The sequence below is a fragment of the Acidisoma silvae genome (assembly GCF_020618775.1).
Lineage (GTDB): Bacteria > Pseudomonadota > Alphaproteobacteria > Acetobacterales > Acetobacteraceae > Acidisoma > Acidisoma silvae.
In genome coordinates this window covers 26,308-43,318 of the sequence record NZ_JAESVB010000012.1, presented here as the reverse complement: position 1 = coordinate 43,318, position 17,011 = coordinate 26,308, and the positions used below count along the sequence as shown (strand labels likewise).

Genomic DNA, 17,011 nt, shown 5'->3' with positions numbered 1-17,011 from the left:
ACCGACTGGCACCGCCCCTTTGCTTCAAAAAACCCCTCAGTACCGATCGTTACTGCGCCGCAGCAACAGAATCGGCGGTCATGCCTCGGCGTCGTCCGGCTCCGCCTGCGCCGGCTCCAGCCCGGCTGGCGCCTTGTTGCGCGACCCGATGATCGGCAGCCTGTTCTTGAGTTCCAGCAGGCGGACAATACGGCCGCCCATGCGGATCAGCTCAACCAACTGCGTCGTTTCCAGCTTGTTGATGTCGGCAGACCATTTGGTGATGAGTTCCAGCAGGTCATGCATCTGCCGCATGCGGAGATAGGCATGCTGCTCGTCCGGATTGGTCTTCTCGTCCAGCAGCAGATCGCGCAACACGGACAGCGTCGGGTCCAGCTCGCGCTTGCGGCGCTCCTCCGCCAGGATGCGGACGATCTGCCAGACATCCTCGGGCGTCGAGAAATGCTCCCGCCGGTCGCCGGGCAGATGTTGCAGCCGCACCAGCCGCCAGGATTGCAGCTCCTTCAGCCCCATGGAGACATTGGAGCGCGAAAAGCCCAATGCCTCGGCAATCTCATCGGCCGCCAGCGGCCTGGCCGAGAGGAACAGCAGGGCGTAAATCTGCCCGACCGTCCGGTTGATACCCCATCGGCTGCCCATTTCACCGAAATGCAGAACGAAGGCCTGTGTAACGGGAGAGAGTTCCAACTAACGCACTTTCAGCTTTGTCCGATCAGCACCAATAGGGCAAAGCCGGCCCGATACCAAAATTGGCTCTGCGCTGCCGTCAGACGACGTCGGCCGGCGCCAGGCGGCAGGCCCCCATCGGGTCGATTTCGATCTGCAGCGTGGCATGGCCGATGCGGAAACGTGTCTGCAACTGCTCGCAAGTGCTGCGCAAGAAGCCGTCGCCCGGATGGGCGCCGGGAATGACCAGATGCCCGGTCAGCGCCGTCTCGGTCGTGCTCATGGCCCAGATATGCAGGTCATGCACTTCCGTCACGCCGGGCAGCGTTTCCAGGTAGCGCCGCACGCCGGCCGCATCCATGCCCTCGGGCACCGCGTCCAGCGACATGCCAACCGACTGGCGCAGCAGACCCCAGGTGCCGACAACGATGACGATGGACACGACGATGGAGACGATCGGATCAATCCGGTTCCAGCCCGTCACGCTGATCAACAAAGCGGCGATGACAACGCCGGCTGAAACCAGGGCATCCGCCAGCATATGCTGGAAGGCACCTTTGATATTCAGGTCATCCTTCGCGCCCGACATGAACAGCCATGCGGTAAAGCCGTTAATGGCGATGCCGATCAGGGCCACGATCATCACCGTGCCGCCGGAGACGGGCGCGGGGTCTATCAGCCGCTCCACCGCTTCCAGCAGGATCGCGCCGGTCGCGACCAGCAGCAGCACGCCATTGCTGAGCGCCGCGAGAATTGTCGAGCGTCCGAGCCCATAGGTGTAGCGCGTGCTAGGCGCGCGTTTGGCGAGGACCGTCGCCAGCCATGCCGCCGCCAGGCCCAGCACATCCGTCAGATTATGGGCGCCGTCCGCGATCAGCGCCACCGAATTGCCGAGCACGCCGTAGATCACTTCCGCGAAGACGAATCCGACATTCAGAATGATGCCTATGAGGAAGGCGCGGCCGAAATTCGCCGGGGCGTGAACATGGCCGCCAGCGCCGTGGGAATGGCCGGCATGGGAATGCCCCTCATGACTATGGCCGCCATGGTCATGCTCCGCCGCATGGGACTCGTCGTGATCATGGTCGTGGCCATGCGCATGACCATTGCCGTGGCTGCCGGCACCGTGCGCGCTGCTCATCGGTCAGCGCCCCCCATTGCGGCGGCCGCATGCTTTCCCTTGCACGAAACGCGGGTCTTGCCCAAAAGACAGGCAAGATGAGAAGCCCGGTCCCATGTTGAAGCTGCGTGTCATTCCCTGCCTGGACGTGAAAGACGGCCGCGTGGTGAAAGGTGTCAACTTCGTTTCTCTCCGCGACGCCGGCGACCCGGTTGAGCAGGCGGCGCTGTATGATGCCGCCGGGGCGGACGAACTCACTTTCCTCGACATTACCGCAAGCCACGAGAATCGCGATACGATCCTCGATGTCGTTTCCAAGACAGCCGAGCGGATTTTTCTGCCTTTGACGGTCGGAGGCGGCATCCGCTCCACGGCCGATATGCGCCGCCTGCTGCTGGCGGGTGCGGATAAATGCAGCATCAATTCCGCCGCCATCACGCGACCGGAACTGGTCAGCGAGGCGGCGGAGAAATTCGGCAATCAATGCGTCGTCGTCGCGGTCGACGCCCGCACCGCCGGACCCGGCCGCTGGGAGGTCTATAGCCATGGCGGCCGCACGCCGACCGGGCTGGATGCCGTCACCTGGTGCCAGCGCATGGCGGTCATGGGCGCGGGCGAAATCCTGCTGACCAGCATGGACCGCGATGGCACCGGACGCGGGTTCGACCTCGACCTGCTGCGCACGGTGTGCAGTTCCGTGACCATTCCGGTCGTGGCCTCGGGCGGCGTCGGCAGCCTGCACCATTTCGTCGAAGGCGCGCAGATGGGTGCCACCGGTCTGCTGGCCGCCAGCGTGTTTCATTTCGGCCAGTTCACCATCGCGGAGGTCAAACAGGCTTTGGCTGCCGCGCAATTGCCCGTCCGCCTGCCCCGCGCTGCCCAAGGATCCGAGTGAGATGGCTAAATCCACGAAACCCGCCGCCGTCAGCCGCAAGGCCAAAGCCGAAAAACCGAAAGCCGCCAAAAAGATCGCAGCCAAGAAGGCCGTCGCGAAAACCGTCGTCAGCGCCCCCGGCCGAGATGCCGCCGTGCTGGACCGGCTGTGGCAAACAATCGACAGCCGCCGAGACGCGGACCCGGCGGCCAGCCATTCGGCGCGGCTGATGTCGCGCGGGACTGCCAAGATCGCCCAGAAATTCGGCGAGGAAGCGGTGGAATGCGTGATCGAGGCGGTGCGCGGCGAGAGCAAAACCGCGCTCATCGCCGAAAGCGCGGACGTGCTGTATCATCTGCTGGTGCTGTGGGTGGATGCGGGCGTCAGCCCGGATGAGGTCTGGGCGGAACTGACCCGGCGCGAAGGCGTCAGCGGCATCGCCGAGAAAGCGTCCCGCCTGCGGCAGCTGCGTGTTTCTCAGTCCGTGGAGACGAAAAAAATCCCATGACGATCACCCGCTTTTCCGTGCCGCCCCTGTCAACCGTCACCCGGCACCTGGCAGCGGTGGCGCACGGAAGAGCGGCGCCCGATCTTGTCATCCGCGACGCGCGCATCCTCTCGACCTATTCCGAGCGGATCATCCCGAACCGGGAAATATGGGTCTCCCAGGGCCGCATCGCCGCCGTGAAGCCGGCCGGCAGCTGGCGCGGCGAAGGGGCGGCCCTTTATGACGCGGCCGGCGGCATCCTGGCGCCCGGCCTTGTCGACAGTCATGTCCATATCGAAAGCAGCCTGATCACGGCCTGCGCCTATGCCGAGGCGGCGCTGCTGAACGGCGTCACCTCGATCTTCTGCGACAGCCATGAGATCGGCAATGTCCTCGACAAGGACGGCGTCGACTGGATGCTGGAAGACGCCCGCGCCGCGCCGCTGAACATATTCCTGACGGTGCCGAGCACGGTGCCCGCGACTTCGCCCGAATTCGAGACCGCCGGCGGCGATCTGACGCCGGAAAAGATCGGCGCCATCTTCGACGCCTGGCCGGAAGCGGCGGCGCTCGGCGAAAAAATGGATTTCGTCCATGTCGTCATGGGTGACGCGCGCAGCCACGCCATCATCGCGGAAGCGCTCAAGCGCGGCCGCCCGGTCAGCGGCCATTGCTATGGGCGCGAATTCGTCGCGGCCTATGCCGCGAGCGGTGTCACGGACACGCATGAGGCGATCGACCGTGACATCGCCAATGACTTCCTGGAAGCCGGTCTCTGGGTCTTCCTGCGCGGCGGCCCGCCGACCACGCCCTGGCATTCCCTGCCGCAGGCGATCAAGGCGGTGACGGAGCTCGGCGCTTCGACCAAGCGCGTCTGCATCTGCACCGATGACCGCGAGGCGGACGATCTGGCGATGTTCGGTCTGGACTGGGTGGCGCGCGAAGCGGTGCGGGCCGGTGTCAGCCGTGAGACCGCCTGGTCGATGGGGTCTCTGCATGGCGCCACGCGCTACGGCATGGACGGCGAATTCGGCGCCCTCGGCCATAGCCGCCGCGCCGATATCGTGCTGCTGAACGACGATCTGGAACCGCAAAGCACCTGGTATGGCGGCGTGCTGGCGGTCGATCAGCGCAAGATTACCGCCGCGCTCGACGCGCAACTGGAGGGCGAGCGCTACGTCTATCCCAAGCGGGCTTATGAGACGGTAACGGTGCCGGACGGTCTGGTGCTGACGCCGGCACTGCCGACCGAAGCCGTGATCGCCAATACCGTGAAGACGGCGCTTCCCGGCATCGTGCTGATCCACGAGCAGGTCCGCCTTGACCCCGCCGACGGCGGTTGGGATGCGCAGATGGACAAGCATGGCCTCTGCTTCACCGCCGTGATCGAGCGGCATGGCAAGTCTGCCGGCAATGTCGGGTTGGGACTGCTGAAGGATTTCGGCCTGACCAGCGGCGCGGTGGCCAGCAGCGTCGGCCATGACGCCCATAACATCATCGTTGCCGGTCGCTCGGAGGCCGATATGCAGGTGGCTTTGGCCGCCGTGCGAGAAAGCCAGGGCGGCCTGGTGGTGGTGAAGAACGGCCGCGTCGTCGCCAAGCTGGACCTGCCGGTGGCGGGGCTGCTGTCCGACAAGCGAGTCGGCGTGGTCGCCGAAGAAGCCGCCGCGCTGAAAGCCGCCTGGGCCGACCTTGGTTGCACCCTGCCCTTCATGGGCTTCAACCTTGTTCCGCTGGCGGTGATCCCGGAAATCCGCCTGACCGACAAGGGCCTGGTGACGGTGCCGGGGATGGAAATCCTGTCCCTGTTCGAGCCGCTGCGGGCCGGAGCCAATGCCTGACAGCAAGGCGACAGACGGGCTTGCGTTTTATTATTGAAATGAATGATTGAATGGGTATATAAATTGCTCAAAGGAGCCGTTTATATGACCGTGGCAAGCCCGATGTTTCAACTGGCGGACGTTCAGCAGCCCTTCATTTACGACGAGCCCGGCTTCGACGGCGGTAGCGTCGCTGATTTCGTGGCTCTGTATCGCGCGGCACCGTTGGACCGCATCGCCCTGATCAAGCAGGGCCTGCCGGCTGCCGACGCCAAAGCCATCCTGGATGACCTTGGTATCGAACAGGGTTTCGGGCTGAAGGCCCTCAACCTGTCGGTCGCGACGGTCAACAAGAAGGCCAAGCTGGGCGAACGCCTGTCGGCCGATGAAAGCGAACGCGTCATCGGCCTGGGCAAGCTCATCGGCCAGCTTGAGGTGATGATCGCGGATTCCGGTGACGGTTCGGACTTCGATGCACTGGCCTGGATGGGACGCTGGCTGGCAACGCCGGTTCCGGCTTTGGGCCATCTCCGCCCTGCCGATCTCATCGGCACTATGGAAGGCCAGGCCATGGTTTCGACGCTTCTCGCCCAAATTCACAGCGGCACCTACGCTTGAGCCGTGCCGTCTGGCGGATAGCGGCCGACACACCTGCCTATCAGGCGCATGACCTGTCCGGCGCCGGCGCCAAAGCCTGCGGCGGAAGGTGGAATGCGGTCGGATTGGCTGCGGTCTATGCCTCCGAAAGCCGGGCGCTGGCCTGCCTGGAAACCATCGTGCATGTGGAAAGCGGCGGCCTGCCGCTGAACCGCTATCTGGTCGAAATCACCATCCCCGATGCAATCTGGCAGGCAGCTGAACACCGAGCGGCCGCCGAATTGGCCGTAGGCTGGGAAGCCGAGCCCGCCGGTCAGGTCAGCATCGCTTTCGGGTCGCAATGGTTGAAGGCCGCCCGCTCCGCCCTTCTGGTCCTGCCGTCCGTGATTGTGCCCGAAGAACACACGATCCTCATCAACCCACTGCATCCGGACAGCCGTGCGATCACCGCCCAGAAGCGGCGGCGCTGGCTTTATGACCCCAGGATCAGGCAGCGCGCCGCCTGATCGGCGCTATTTCTTCACCAGGGTCATGTCTTCATGCGGAATCGGCAGAACCGGGAAGGTCATCATCGTGCCGGGCGGCGCTGCCGCAAAGGCGCGGGCCTTCGCGTCGAAATCGGTCGCGCGCATATGTGGATAGGGGAAATCCCCCGCGATGCCGGCGATCAGAGCGACACCGGCGATCAGCCCGCAGCGTGACAGCCAAAGCCGCCGATCGGATGCCAGCGAAAAGAAAGCCGCCGCGAGAACCAGTTTCGGGATCAGGAAATAGCGGTCCCCGGCCCCCGGTGACGCCAGGATCACCCAGGCAGGCGTGCCGGTGACCACGGGACTGACCAGGGCGGCCGCGAAGACGAGGCCGCCGAAGGCCGCGAAACGACGGAAAAGCGGACCACCGCGCAACCAGGCCAGCACCAGCATCGCCAGCACAGCCGCCGCGATGATACAGGCCGCAAAGTCGCCGTTCCAGAAAGCGTCCTGATGCAGCCGCTTGGCCGCCCGAGACCCAAGCAGCAGGCCGTAAGCCAGCTTTTCCGTCAGGATATGAGCGAGGTTGATCAGGCTGACGCCAAGCATCACCGGCCGGCGCGCCTGCTCCAAGGTCGTTGCGATCATAAGGAGTTGCAGGCACGCGCCGCCAAGGATCAGCCCGAAGCGTAAAAGCCGATCCGCCCCCCGGTCGCTCCACCATACCCAAAAGGCGATTGGCGCGACCATCAGGCAGAGCGGACCGCTGAGCGCCGAGACGATCAGAACAAGGCTGTCGCCAATGCGGCCTGCCATGCCGCGCGGCGGCGCGCCCAGCACGATGAGGCAAGCGAAAATCCCGAGATACCATTGGCTATTGGTCAGATTGCCGAAGGTCTCGAAACTGTCGGGCAGGCCGATGAAGACCAGCGCGAAAAGCAGCCGGGACCAGTATTGCGGCCAGGCGGCGTCGAAACGCCGTGACAGCAGCAGCAAGGCGGGCGACGCCTGCACCACCAGGGCGATGACCGCGAAAACGGTCGGCGCCCATAGCAAAGGCATCCCTTGCGCAATCAGGCCACCGAGGCGGGACAAGGTCTGCAAATAACCGGTGTGCGGAATGATGAGGCAGCGCAGACCAAGGCGGTAGGCATCCGGATACCAGAACCACCCGTCTTCCGCCCAGAAATTGGCATGCAGAATGCCCGCCGGATGGCGCAGAAACAGGATCAGCAGAAAAAGGGTGGCGATGACCAGCAGCGGTGGGCGCATGATGCGCTTGCGGCGGGAGCCGATATCGGGCGTCGCGGTCGAGGCAGCTTGCATAGGCACCTTTCAAACCGACGCGACGGCGCCACAGCGGTCAGATATCGGAACAGGCCGAGCCAATAGACAAGGCAATTAGCCCAGGCAACGTTCTTCGCACTCAACCGTTTTCAGGACGAAATGGATTCGGCAACCGCTATAGGAGGGATCCCTGCCGTGCGGCCTGCCTTGGCCGCGGCGCCTTCGCCGGCTTGCCGGCCTCCGCTTCACCCGCCGTCACGCCGACCGCGCCATCGGCGAAGCGGAGCGTCAGCGCGTCGCCGGCAGCGATACCGCCCGCCCGCGTGACCGGCTGGCCGCCGGCATCGGCGACGAGCGCAAAGCCGCGTTCCAGCACCGCCTGATAGGAGACGGATTGCAGGCGCGCCGACAGCCCCTCCAGCCGCGCGCGGGCTTCGCGCTGGCCGGACAAAACCGGCGCCGGAGACAGGCGCGCGCTGATGCGGGCTTCGGTCTGGCGCAGAAGGGAAATCCGGTGGCGCAGGCCGGTCGGCAGACCCTGGGCCGAGAGCGTCAACGCATTGCGCCGCAGGCTGAGCAATTGCGGCAGGCCGAGCGACAGGCGCCGCCCTTCTTCATCCAACCGCGACCGCAAGCCGTCCAGCCAGACCTTGGGATGGGGCAGACGCTCCGCCGCATGGCGCCATTCGGCCCGGCGCATGCGCAGCAGATTGTCGGGCGCCATGCGCAGACGCTCTGCCCGGTCATCCAGCCTGAGCCGCGCCTGACCCAGCAGACCCGCGATATCGGGCAGGCCGCGCGCGGCCCCGGTGACGCGCAGCCGGCCTTCCGCCATCAGCCGCGCCACGGCGGCGGTCAGCCGCCCGCCTTTCTGCGTGACGTCGCCCAGCAGTTCCAGCCGCGACGGCACCGCCATTTCGGCCGCTGCCGTCGGCGTCGGCGCCCGGCGGTCGGACACGAAATCGATCAGCGTCGTATCCGTCTCATGCCCCACCGCCGAGATCAGCGGAATGGTGCAGGCCGCCGCCGCCCGCAGCACGCCCTCGTCATTGAAGGCCATGAGATCTTCCAGGCTGCCACCGCCGCGCGCGACGATGACGACGTCCGGACGCGGAATCTCGCCATCCGCCGGCATGGTAGAGAAACCGCGAATCGCCGCGGCGATCTTTTCGGCCGATCCCTCGCCCTGCACCGGCACCGGCCAGAGCAGGATGTCGCGCGGAAAGCGCCGGGCGATGGTGGTGCGGATGTCGTGCAGCACCGCGCCCTGCGGGCTGGTGACGACGCCGATAACGCGCGGCAGCATGGGGATCGGGCGCTTGCGCGCCTCGTCGAACAGCCCCTCCTCCGCCAGCCGGACCCGCAGCATTTCGATCTTGGCCAGCAGCGCGCCGGCGCCCGCGAATTCCATCTTCTCGACGATGAGCTGATAGGAGGAACGCTCGCCATAGGCCGTCACGCGTCCGGTGGCGATGACTTCGATCCCGTTTTCCGGCACCAGGCCAAGACGCGAGACCGAGCCCTTCCAGACGATACCGGCGATCTTCCCGGCCTCATCCTTCAGCGAAAAATAGATATGGCCGGAGGGATAGCGCTTCATCTCCGTGATCTCGCCGCGCACCCGCACGCGGCTGAAAGCGCCTTCCAACGTGCGCTTCACGGCGGAGGAGATTTCACTGACCGAATATTCAGGGATATTCGAGGGGGCGGGAGCGTCTAGGATGTCGGCCATGGCCGCAGACTATGCTAAGGCCGCCCCGGTTTGAAGCAGTGGCGGAGTAAGGCGATGCGCGTTTTGGTGGTGGGGTCCGGCGGCCGGGAGCATGCGCTGGTGCGCGCGATCGCGAAAAGCCCGCTGGTAACCGAGATTTTTTGCGCCCCCGGCAACCCCGGCATCGCGACCTTCGCCAAGCTTGTGCCCATCGCCGTGACTGAAATCGAGGCATTGACCCGTTTCGCGGCCAATAATGCCATCGACCTCGTCGTGCCCGGCCCGGAAGCGCCGCTGGTCGCGGGTCTTTATGACCGTCTGCACGAGCAGGGCATCCGCTGCGCCGGGCCCAGCATGGCGGCCGCCCAATTGGAAGGCAGCAAGCAATTCACCAAGGAAGTGGCGGATGCCGCCGGCATCCCGACCGCGCGCTGGGAAGCCTTCACCGATGCCGAGCAGGCGCTTGATTTCATTCGCCGTCGTGGCGCGCCTATCGTCGTGAAGGCCGATGGCCTGGCCGCCGGCAAGGGTGTCGTCGTCGCCCAGACGGTCGAGGAAGCCGAAGAGGCGGTCATCGCCTGCCTTCAGGAGGGCAGTTTCGGCGCGGCCGGCGCCCGCGTCGTCATCGAGGAATTCCTGGAAGGGCCGGAAGTCTCGGTTTTCGCGCTGTGCGACGGCACGGATGCCATTTTTCTCGGCGCGGCGCGTGACCACAAGCGCGTCGGTGATGGCGATACCGGCCCCAATACCGGCGGCATGGGCGCCATCGCCCCGCCCCCCGGCTTCACGCATGAGCTGCGCGACAGCGTGATGGAGACCATCATTCGCCCGACCCTGCATGAAATGGCGAGTCGCGGCATTCCCTTCCGTGGCATCCTCTTCGCCGGGCTGATGCTGACGGCGGAGGGGCCGAAGCTCATCGAATATAATGTTCGCTTCGGCGACCCGGAGGCCGAGACCCTGCTGCCGCTGCTGGATAGCGACATCATGCCCGCCCTGCTGGCGGTGTGCGACGGCGGCATCAAGCATGTGGCCCCGCGCTGGCGGGCCGAGGCCTCGGTCTCCATCGTCTTGGCCGCGCGCGGCTATCCGTCTGCCTATGAACGCGGCACCGAGATTCGCGGATTGGATAAGGCGGCGGCCGACGTGGAGGTGACAATCTTCCAGGCCGGCACCAAAGCGGACGGCAGCCGAATCCTGGCCGATGGGGGCCGCGTACTGGTCGTCAATGCAACGGCGCCGACCCTGGCCGGGGCGCGCAGCCGCGCCTATGCGACGGTCGATGCGATTGACTGGCCCGAGGGATTCTGCCGCCGCGACATCGGCGCGCACTTTACCTGACGGGCCAAGCAGGAGAGGGGTCGCATGCATAAATCGCGTTTTCAGTGGCAAAGCACTTGCATTGGGTGGCTGGGCCATGAAAACTGATCACATTGCAACCGGGGGACCTCTCTCTAATGCCATCTGAAGTGCTGAGTGCCGCTCCCGCAGCGACAGCCCGACCGGGCGCCCCTGCCCGCCACCTCATTGAAGTGGTGGGCGTTGAGAAGATCTTCGGCGATGTGGCGACCGGTCACCGGGCGCTGGAAGCGATCAATATCCTGATCGAAGAGAAGGAATTCTTCACCCTTCTCGGGCCTTCGGGCTGCGGCAAAACGACGCTGCTGCGGATGATCGCCGGTTTCGAACACCCGACCACCGGTGAAATCTGGTTGCAGGGCAAGGACGTCGCCAGCCTGCCGCCGCGCGAGCGGCCGGTGAACATGGTCTTCCAGAACTATGCGCTGTTCCCGCATCTGACGGTGTCGCAGAACGTCGCTTTCGGGCTGGAAATGCTGCGCTGGAAAAAGGCAGATATTACCGCTCGCGTGCAGGAAACGCTGAGCCTGGTGAAGCTCGCCCATTTCGCCAATCGCAAGCCGGCGCAATTGTCCGGTGGCCAGCAACAACGCGTGGCCCTCGCCCGTGCGCTCGCGCCGCGCCCGCAAGTGCTGCTGCTGGATGAGCCGCTGTCGGCCCTCGACCTTAAGCTCCGCAAGGAAATGCAGTTCGAGCTGAAACGGCTGCAGCGCGAGACCGGCATCACCTTCATTCTGGTGACGCATGACCAGGAAGAAGCGCTGGCCATGTCCGACCGTATCGCGGTCATGAATACCGGCCGCGTGCAGCAGATCGGCACGCCGGAAGAAATCTACGATCACCCCACCAACCGTTTCGTCGCCGACTTCATCGGTGAGGCGAACCTCATTCCGGGTGAGAGCCTGGGCCGCCGCGCGGATGCCATTATCGCCGTCCGCCCCGAGAAGATCGAAATCGCGCGCCCCGGCGTCACGCCGCGCATCAGCGGCGTCGTCGATGTCGCGACCTTCCTCGGCTCGGATACGCTGATGGAAATCACCATTCCGGGCGGCCGCCTGCGCGCCCGTATCCGCGGGGCGGCCAAGCTGCCCCAGGGCACGGAGGTGGGCCTCGTCTGGGAGACGGAGGCTGAACGCGAGTTGTTGGATTGATGCCATCATGCTGAACAAACGCTCCGCCTATTGGCTTATCCTGCCCGCTGTCCTCGTCATCGGCATTTTCGGGGCCATCCCGCTTTTCATTTCTCTCGCCTATTCCTTCATGTCCGCCAATCCCTATGGCGGCGTGCAGGCGCCGCTGACCTTCGGCGCCTATGTGCAGATGCTGTTCGATCAGGATTTCGACGGCAGCCTGATCTTCATGCCGGATTATTTCTGGATCGCTTTCCGTTCGCTGTATCTTGCGCTGGCAACGACGATCCTCAGCCTCGTCATCGGCTTTCCCGTGGCCTGGTACATCGTCTGCCAGTCGCCCGGCCGGCGGAAAGTCCTGCTGACGCTGGTGTCCTTGCCCTTCTGGATCAATACGCTGATCCGCACCTATTGCTGGATCCTGATTCTGCGCGACGAGGGCCTGGCGAATAAGCTGTTCGGCTGGCTGGGCTTCATCTCCCACCCGCTGCCGCTGCTGTATAATCAGGGCTCGGTTCTGCTCGGCCTCGTCTATACCTTTCTGCCCTTCATGGTGCTGCCGATCTATGCGACGCTGGAACGGCTTGATCCGCGCCTGATCGAAGCGTCCTATGATCTTTATGCCAATCGCTACCAGCTGTTCCGCCGCGTCATCTGGCCCTTGACCAAGCCCGGCATCGCCGCCGGCACCGTGCTGGTCTTCGCGCCCGCCCTCGGCTCCTTCCTGCAGCCCGATCTTCTCGGTGGCGGCAAGCAGTTGCTGATCGGCAGCCTGATCGAAATGCAGTTCACGTCGTCCCGCAACTGGCCCTTCGGCGCCGCCCTTTCCATGCTCGTGACCTTCGCGGTCATTCTTTCTCTCGCGTGGCAGCGCTGGCGAACCAAGCGCGCCGCAGCAGCGCAGGCAGCTTGACCATGGCAACCACGATGCAAACGGCCGCGCGCCGCAAGATCCGCCCCTTCGACTGGCGGCATAATCCGGGCTTCGGGATTTTCAGCCTGATCGTGATGGGTTTCCTGTATCTGCCCCTCGCCATCCTGGTGATCTATTCCTTCAACGCCAATCGCTTCGTCACCGTCTGGACCGGTTTCAGCCTGCATTGGTTCTCCCGCGTCGCGAATAACGGCGACATCCGCCACGCTGCCTGGGTTTCCGTGCTCGTCGGCGTGCTGGCGACCATCTGCTCCACGGCCATCGCCATCGCAGCCGCCCTCGGTTTCGAGCGTGGCGGACGGTTCAAGGGCGAGGCCGCCGCGAACAGCCTTGTCATGATGCCGCTGGTGGTGCCGGAAATCGTCACCGCCATCACGACGCTGATCTTCTTTTCCTCGATCGGCTTCCACTATGGCGTGCTCAACCTTGTGCTGGCGCATACGGTCTTCTGCGTGCCCTTCGCCATGCTGCCTATCCAGGCGCGGCTGAACACCATCGGCACGGCGTATGAGGATGCGGGGCGCGACCTCTATGGCGGTGAATGGCGGATTTTCATGCGCATCACCCTGCCGTTGATGGTGCCCGGCATCATGGCCGGCGCCATCCTGGCCTTCGTCACGTCGCTGGATGACTTCCTCATCAGCTTCATGGTGAGCAGCGCCGGCACCACCACGCTTCCCGTCTATGTCTATGGCATGATGCGCCTGGGCGTGACGCCGGAAGTGAATGCGATCTCGACCATCCTGCTGGTGATTTCGGCCGCCCTTGCGCTGGTCGCCTTCCTCATCAGCCGGCCCAACGAGGCGGGAGCCGCGGCAAGCGCCGCTACCCCCGCCGCGACCGCGACAACCTGAACCCCAGCCTTCCATACCGGAGGAAGTTCCAATGAGCCTCAAGACTGCCCTGATGGCCTTCGGCCTGGGTGCCGCCGCTGTCGCGGCCGCGCCCCTGGCCCAGCCGGCCCATGCCGCCGATGCGGGGGTTCTGCACATCTTCAACTGGACCGATTACACGGCCCCGGACCTGCTGAAGAAGTTCACGGCCGAGACCGGCATCAAGGTCACGCTCGATACCTATGATTCGAACGAGACCCTGCTCGCCAAGCTCAAGGCCGGCACCACGGGCTATGACCTTGTCATCGTCTCCGACGATTTCGTGAAGATCTTCGTCAACCAGAATCTGCTGCAGAAGGTTGACGCTGGCGACATGCCGAACTTCAAGAACCTGGAACCGCGCTGGAAGACGCGCTTCTGGGATCCGAAGGCGGAATATACCGTTCCCTGGCAGTGGGGCACGACCTCCTTCACCTATGACACCAAGGTCTATCCGGGTCCGGTGGACAGCCTGGCGACGCTGTTCAAGCCGCCGGCGGTCTTCAAGGGCCAGGTCGGCATGTTCGGATCGCCGAGCGAAGTCATCAACCTGGCACTGACCTATCTGGGCTACCCGCCCTGCGATACCGACCCGGCGCATCTGAAAGAGACGCTGGCTCTGCTGGAAGCGCAGAAGCCCTTCGTGAAGCTGTATAACTCCGACGGTATCATCGACCGCCTGACGGCTGGCGAAGTGACGATGAGCGAGCAATGGTCGGGTGACGCCATGCGCGCCCGCCAGGCCAAGCCCTCGCTGAAATACGTCTATGCCAAGGAAGGCGGCTCCGGTTGGATGGACAACCTCGCCATCCCGGTCGGCGCGCCCGACGTGGCGAATGCCAAGAAGTTCATCAACTTCATGATGGACCCGCAGAACGCCGCCATCGAAAGCAATTTCGCGGGCTACCAGAACGGCGTTGCCGGTTCCAACAAGTATCTGCAGCCGGCGATGGCGACCGCGCCGGAATTCAACCCGCCGGCGAATTACAAGATCGTCTTCTCGCCGGGCTGCGACGCGAAAGCGACGAAGGACTTCGACCGCATCTGGACGCTGATCCGGAAATAACCGACAACTCCCCCCGAGGTCACTCGGGGGGAGCTTTTCATGGACGTCATCTATTCGCCTGATCACGCGCTGCATCAGAGCCCTGGCGAATTGAATTCCGGCGAATTCGTCGCCGCCTTCGAAAAACCCGAACGTGCCCAAATCATCCTGGACCGCGCCCTGGCCGTGGGTCTTGGCCCGGTACTGGCGCCTGAGCGCTTTCCGCTCGACGCCATTACCCGCATTCATGATGCCGGCATGGTGGATTTGCTGCGCCACGGCTTCGCGGAATGGGAAAAGCTGGGTCGCAAGGGCGGCGCCTTTCCCTTCACCTTCTTTACGCGCGGCTTCCGCGCCGACCGCGTGCCGCAGAATTTGGAAGGCCGCCTCGCCCATTACTGTTTCGATGCCGGCACACCGCTGACGGCGACGAGCTGGCAGGCGATCGAAAGCTCGGCGCATGTGGCATTGACGGGCGCCGCCGCCATCGTTTCGGGCGCCAGCAGCGTCTTTTCGCTATGCCGTCCGCCGGGACATCATGCGGGGTCGGATCATTACGGTGGCTATTGCTTCCTCAACAATGCCGCCATTGCCGCGCAGCACGTGCTGGACCAGGGCGCCAAGCGCGTTGCGATCCTGGATGTCGATTACCATCACGGCAATGGCACGCAGCAGATTTTCTATCAGCGCGACGATGTTCTTCTGGTCAATATCCATGCGACGCCGGAGCAGGAATACCCCTATCTGCTCGGCTTCGCGGATGAGCCCGGCGCCGGCGCGGGCGAAGGCTTCAACCTCAACCTGCCTTTACCCTGGGGCACGGATTGGGAAGCTTGGAGTGCCGCGCTGGAAACCGGCTGCCGGCGGGTGGCGGAGTACGCACCTGACGTGCTGCTGGTCTCGCTCGGCGTCGATACCTATCTCGGCGACCCGATTTCCCAGTTCAAGCTGGATCATGAGCATTTCACCCGCATGGGCGAACGCATCGCCAAGCTCGGCCTGCCGACGCAATTCGTCATGGAAGGCGGCTATGCAGTGGCGGAGATCGGCATCAATGCCGTGAATGTTCTGACCGGTTTCGAGGGCCGCTGAGGCGAGTGGTTTGCCTGAAGGATCGTCATCCCCGCGCAGGCGGGGATCTTCTGGCTTTGGCGTCACAACCGGGAGAAGATGCCCGCTTTCGCGGGCATGACGGCTTGAAGCTGGCTTTAATCACGTCCGACAAGCGTTCAGATATCTATAAACAAATATAAAGAAACGCGCCTGCACTCCCGAACTTCGTTTCGGGTGAAGAGAAAATTAGGTTTTGCCATGTTACCACCCTGCCCGTCCCGGGGTGACATCATGGCCATTCTATCCGATGCGTTGCGAGAGAAACTGACGAAGGCTGGTGTCGAGTATTTCGTCGCCAATGGTTTCGCCTTACCGGATCGGGCAAGCTTCGAACCGCCCTGCGGCCCGAAATGGATCGCCATCGGCCATGAATTCGAGATGGGCGCTTTCAGCTATGCCGTGAGCGGATTTTTCAGCGAAGTCCGCATCGGGCGCTATTGCTCCTTCGGCGAGAATGTTCAGGTCGGGCGCGGCGCGCATCCGACAGACTGGCTGAGCACCAGCCCCGTCTTCTACGCCTATCAAGGCAATATGCTGGAGGTCGGGCATGATTTTGACGGTGCCGCCGAATACCACGCCTTCCGCCCCGGGCCGCCCGGCGACATCGCCGTGCGCAATGCGCGGACCGTGAACGACTTTCTGGCCAAGACCACCATCGGCCATGACGTCTGGATCGGCCATGGCGCTTTCCTGGCGCAGGGCATCACGGTCGGCAATGGTGCCGTCATCGCCGGTGCCGCCGTCGTCACCAAAGATGTTCCGCCCTATGCGATTGTCGGCGGCAATCCCGCGCAGGTGCTGCGCATGCGCTTTTCCTTCGCGCAATGCGCAGCGCTGGAGCGTCTGGCCTGGTGGCGTTTCGCGCCATGGCAGATCAACACCATTCCCTTCGCGAATATCGACCGCGCCATCACGCAGCTTGAGGAACGCCTGCCGGGCCTGACGCCGTACGAGCCGGCGCGGGTTCACATCGGCACGCTGGCCTCACAAACCGCCGAATAAGTCTGGGCTGTCACCGCCTGTCGCGAAAAAAATCCCGCAGCAGGTCGCCGCATTCCCTTTCCCGTACCCCGCCGATGACCTCCGGCGCATGGTGGCAGGAGGAGGCCGCGAAGATGCGCGCGCCATGCTCCACGCCGCCGCCCTTGGGGTCATAGGCGCCGAAAACCAGCGTCTTGATGCGGAAAGCGCTGATCGCCGCCGCGCACATGGGGCAAGGTTCCAGCGTCACCACCAGGGTGCAGTCCGGCAGCCGGGGCGAGGCGCGCAGGCGGGCCGCCTGCCTGAGCGCCAGCAATTCCGCATGGGCCGAGGCATCCGTGTCCGCCTCCGTCCGGTTGCCGGCGGCGGCGATGACGGCGCCGGCCGCGTCCAGCACCACGGCGCCCACCGGCACTTCACCGCGCGCGGCGGCAGCGCGGGCTTGGGCCAAGGCGAGGTCCATCGGGGTCATCGACACGGTCATGCGGCTTGATGCCTCCTGGCAGGCGCACGCGTCCAGTGGACCCGGGGCGCCATCTCATGCC

17 protein-coding genes are annotated in these 17,011 nt (G+C 64.4%); 12 read left to right on the top strand and 5 right to left on the bottom strand.

The window, feature by feature from the left end:
* Positions 1-78: 78 nt before the first annotated feature.
* Positions 79-687 (bottom strand): GbsR/MarR family transcriptional regulator, encoded by a 609-nt coding sequence (locus ASILVAE211_RS19130; RefSeq protein WP_227322966.1) that lies wholly within the window; start codon positions 685-687, stop codon positions 79-81.
* 79 nt (positions 688-766) lie between these two features.
* Positions 767-1,807, bottom strand: coding sequence for a cation diffusion facilitator family transporter (locus ASILVAE211_RS19125; protein WP_227322965.1), 1,041 nt, complete (start codon positions 1,805-1,807; stop codon positions 767-769).
* A 94-nt stretch (positions 1,808-1,901) separates the two neighbouring features.
* On the opposite strand from ASILVAE211_RS19125, the gene hisF reads away from it, so the two are divergent.
* From hisF to ASILVAE211_RS19100, 5 genes are all read left to right on the top strand, one after another.
* Positions 1,902-2,681 carry an imidazole glycerol phosphate synthase subunit HisF gene (gene hisF, locus ASILVAE211_RS19120; RefSeq protein WP_227322964.1) on the top strand — a complete coding sequence of 260 codons (780 nt, stop codon included), beginning with the start codon at positions 1,902-1,904 and terminating at the stop codon, positions 2,679-2,681.
* Position 2,682: 1 nt separating this feature from the next.
* Entirely contained in the window at positions 2,683-3,168 is a 486-nt protein-coding gene (locus ASILVAE211_RS19115; RefSeq protein WP_227322963.1) for a phosphoribosyl-ATP diphosphatase, read from the top strand.
* Positions 3,165-4,988 (top strand): adenine deaminase C-terminal domain-containing protein, encoded by a 1,824-nt coding sequence (locus ASILVAE211_RS19110; RefSeq protein ID WP_227322962.1) that lies wholly within the window; start codon positions 3,165-3,167, stop codon positions 4,986-4,988. Before ASILVAE211_RS19115 ends, ASILVAE211_RS19110 begins: the two co-directional genes overlap by 4 nt.
* Positions 4,989-5,072: 84 nt before the next feature.
* Entirely contained in the window at positions 5,073-5,585 is a 513-nt protein-coding gene (locus ASILVAE211_RS19105) for an antitoxin Xre-like helix-turn-helix domain-containing protein (RefSeq protein ID WP_227322961.1), read from the top strand.
* Positions 5,582-6,070: an RES family NAD+ phosphorylase gene (locus ASILVAE211_RS19100; protein WP_227322960.1), complete on the top strand. Its 489-nt coding sequence runs from the start codon at positions 5,582-5,584 to the stop codon at positions 6,068-6,070. Before ASILVAE211_RS19105 ends, ASILVAE211_RS19100 begins: the two co-directional genes overlap by 4 nt.
* A gap of 6 nt (positions 6,071-6,076) precedes the next feature.
* Here ASILVAE211_RS19100 and ASILVAE211_RS19095 read toward each other — a convergent pair whose 3' ends face one another.
* Entirely contained in the window at positions 6,077-7,360 is a 1,284-nt protein-coding gene (locus ASILVAE211_RS19095; RefSeq protein WP_227322959.1) for a hypothetical protein, read from the bottom strand.
* A 136-nt stretch (positions 7,361-7,496) separates the two neighbouring features.
* A complete protein-coding gene (xseA, locus tag ASILVAE211_RS19090; protein ID WP_227322958.1) occupies positions 7,497-9,053 on the bottom strand; it encodes an exodeoxyribonuclease VII large subunit in 1,557 nt (518 codons plus the stop codon).
* A gap of 54 nt (positions 9,054-9,107) precedes the next feature.
* Here xseA and purD point away from each other — a divergent pair, with 54 nt between their 5' ends.
* The 7 genes from purD (at position 9,108) to ASILVAE211_RS19055 (ending at position 16,487) form a co-directional block, all read left to right on the top strand.
* Positions 9,108-10,373: a phosphoribosylamine--glycine ligase gene (gene purD, locus ASILVAE211_RS19085; RefSeq protein WP_227322957.1), complete on the top strand. Its 1,266-nt coding sequence runs from the start codon at positions 9,108-9,110 to the stop codon at positions 10,371-10,373.
* Between the two features lie 116 nt (positions 10,374-10,489).
* Entirely contained in the window at positions 10,490-11,542 is a 1,053-nt protein-coding gene (locus tag ASILVAE211_RS19080; protein WP_227322956.1) for an ABC transporter ATP-binding protein, read from the top strand.
* A gap of 7 nt (positions 11,543-11,549) precedes the next feature.
* On the top strand, positions 11,550-12,434 hold the full coding sequence (locus tag ASILVAE211_RS19075) for an ABC transporter permease (RefSeq protein ID WP_227322955.1): 885 nt from the start codon (positions 11,550-11,552) through the stop codon (positions 12,432-12,434).
* A 2-nt stretch (positions 12,435-12,436) separates the two neighbouring features.
* Complete coding sequence (locus ASILVAE211_RS19070; RefSeq protein ID WP_227322954.1) at positions 12,437-13,309, top strand: ABC transporter permease; 873 nt, start codon at positions 12,437-12,439, stop codon at positions 13,307-13,309.
* A 31-nt stretch (positions 13,310-13,340) separates the two neighbouring features.
* On the top strand, positions 13,341-14,393 hold the full coding sequence (locus tag ASILVAE211_RS19065; protein ID WP_227322953.1) for an extracellular solute-binding protein: 1,053 nt from the start codon (positions 13,341-13,343) through the stop codon (positions 14,391-14,393).
* A gap of 39 nt (positions 14,394-14,432) precedes the next feature.
* Positions 14,433-15,464: a histone deacetylase family protein gene (locus ASILVAE211_RS19060; RefSeq protein WP_227322952.1), complete on the top strand. Its 1,032-nt coding sequence runs from the start codon at positions 14,433-14,435 to the stop codon at positions 15,462-15,464.
* A gap of 252 nt (positions 15,465-15,716) precedes the next feature.
* Positions 15,717-16,487 (top strand): CatB-related O-acetyltransferase, encoded by a 771-nt coding sequence (locus ASILVAE211_RS19055; protein ID WP_227322951.1) that lies wholly within the window; start codon positions 15,717-15,719, stop codon positions 16,485-16,487.
* A gap of 10 nt (positions 16,488-16,497) precedes the next feature.
* On the opposite strand, the gene ASILVAE211_RS19050 is transcribed toward ASILVAE211_RS19055, so the two are convergent.
* A complete protein-coding gene (locus ASILVAE211_RS19050; protein WP_227322950.1) occupies positions 16,498-16,950 on the bottom strand; it encodes a nucleoside deaminase in 453 nt (150 codons plus the stop codon).
* Between the last annotated feature and the right edge of the window lie 61 nt (positions 16,951-17,011).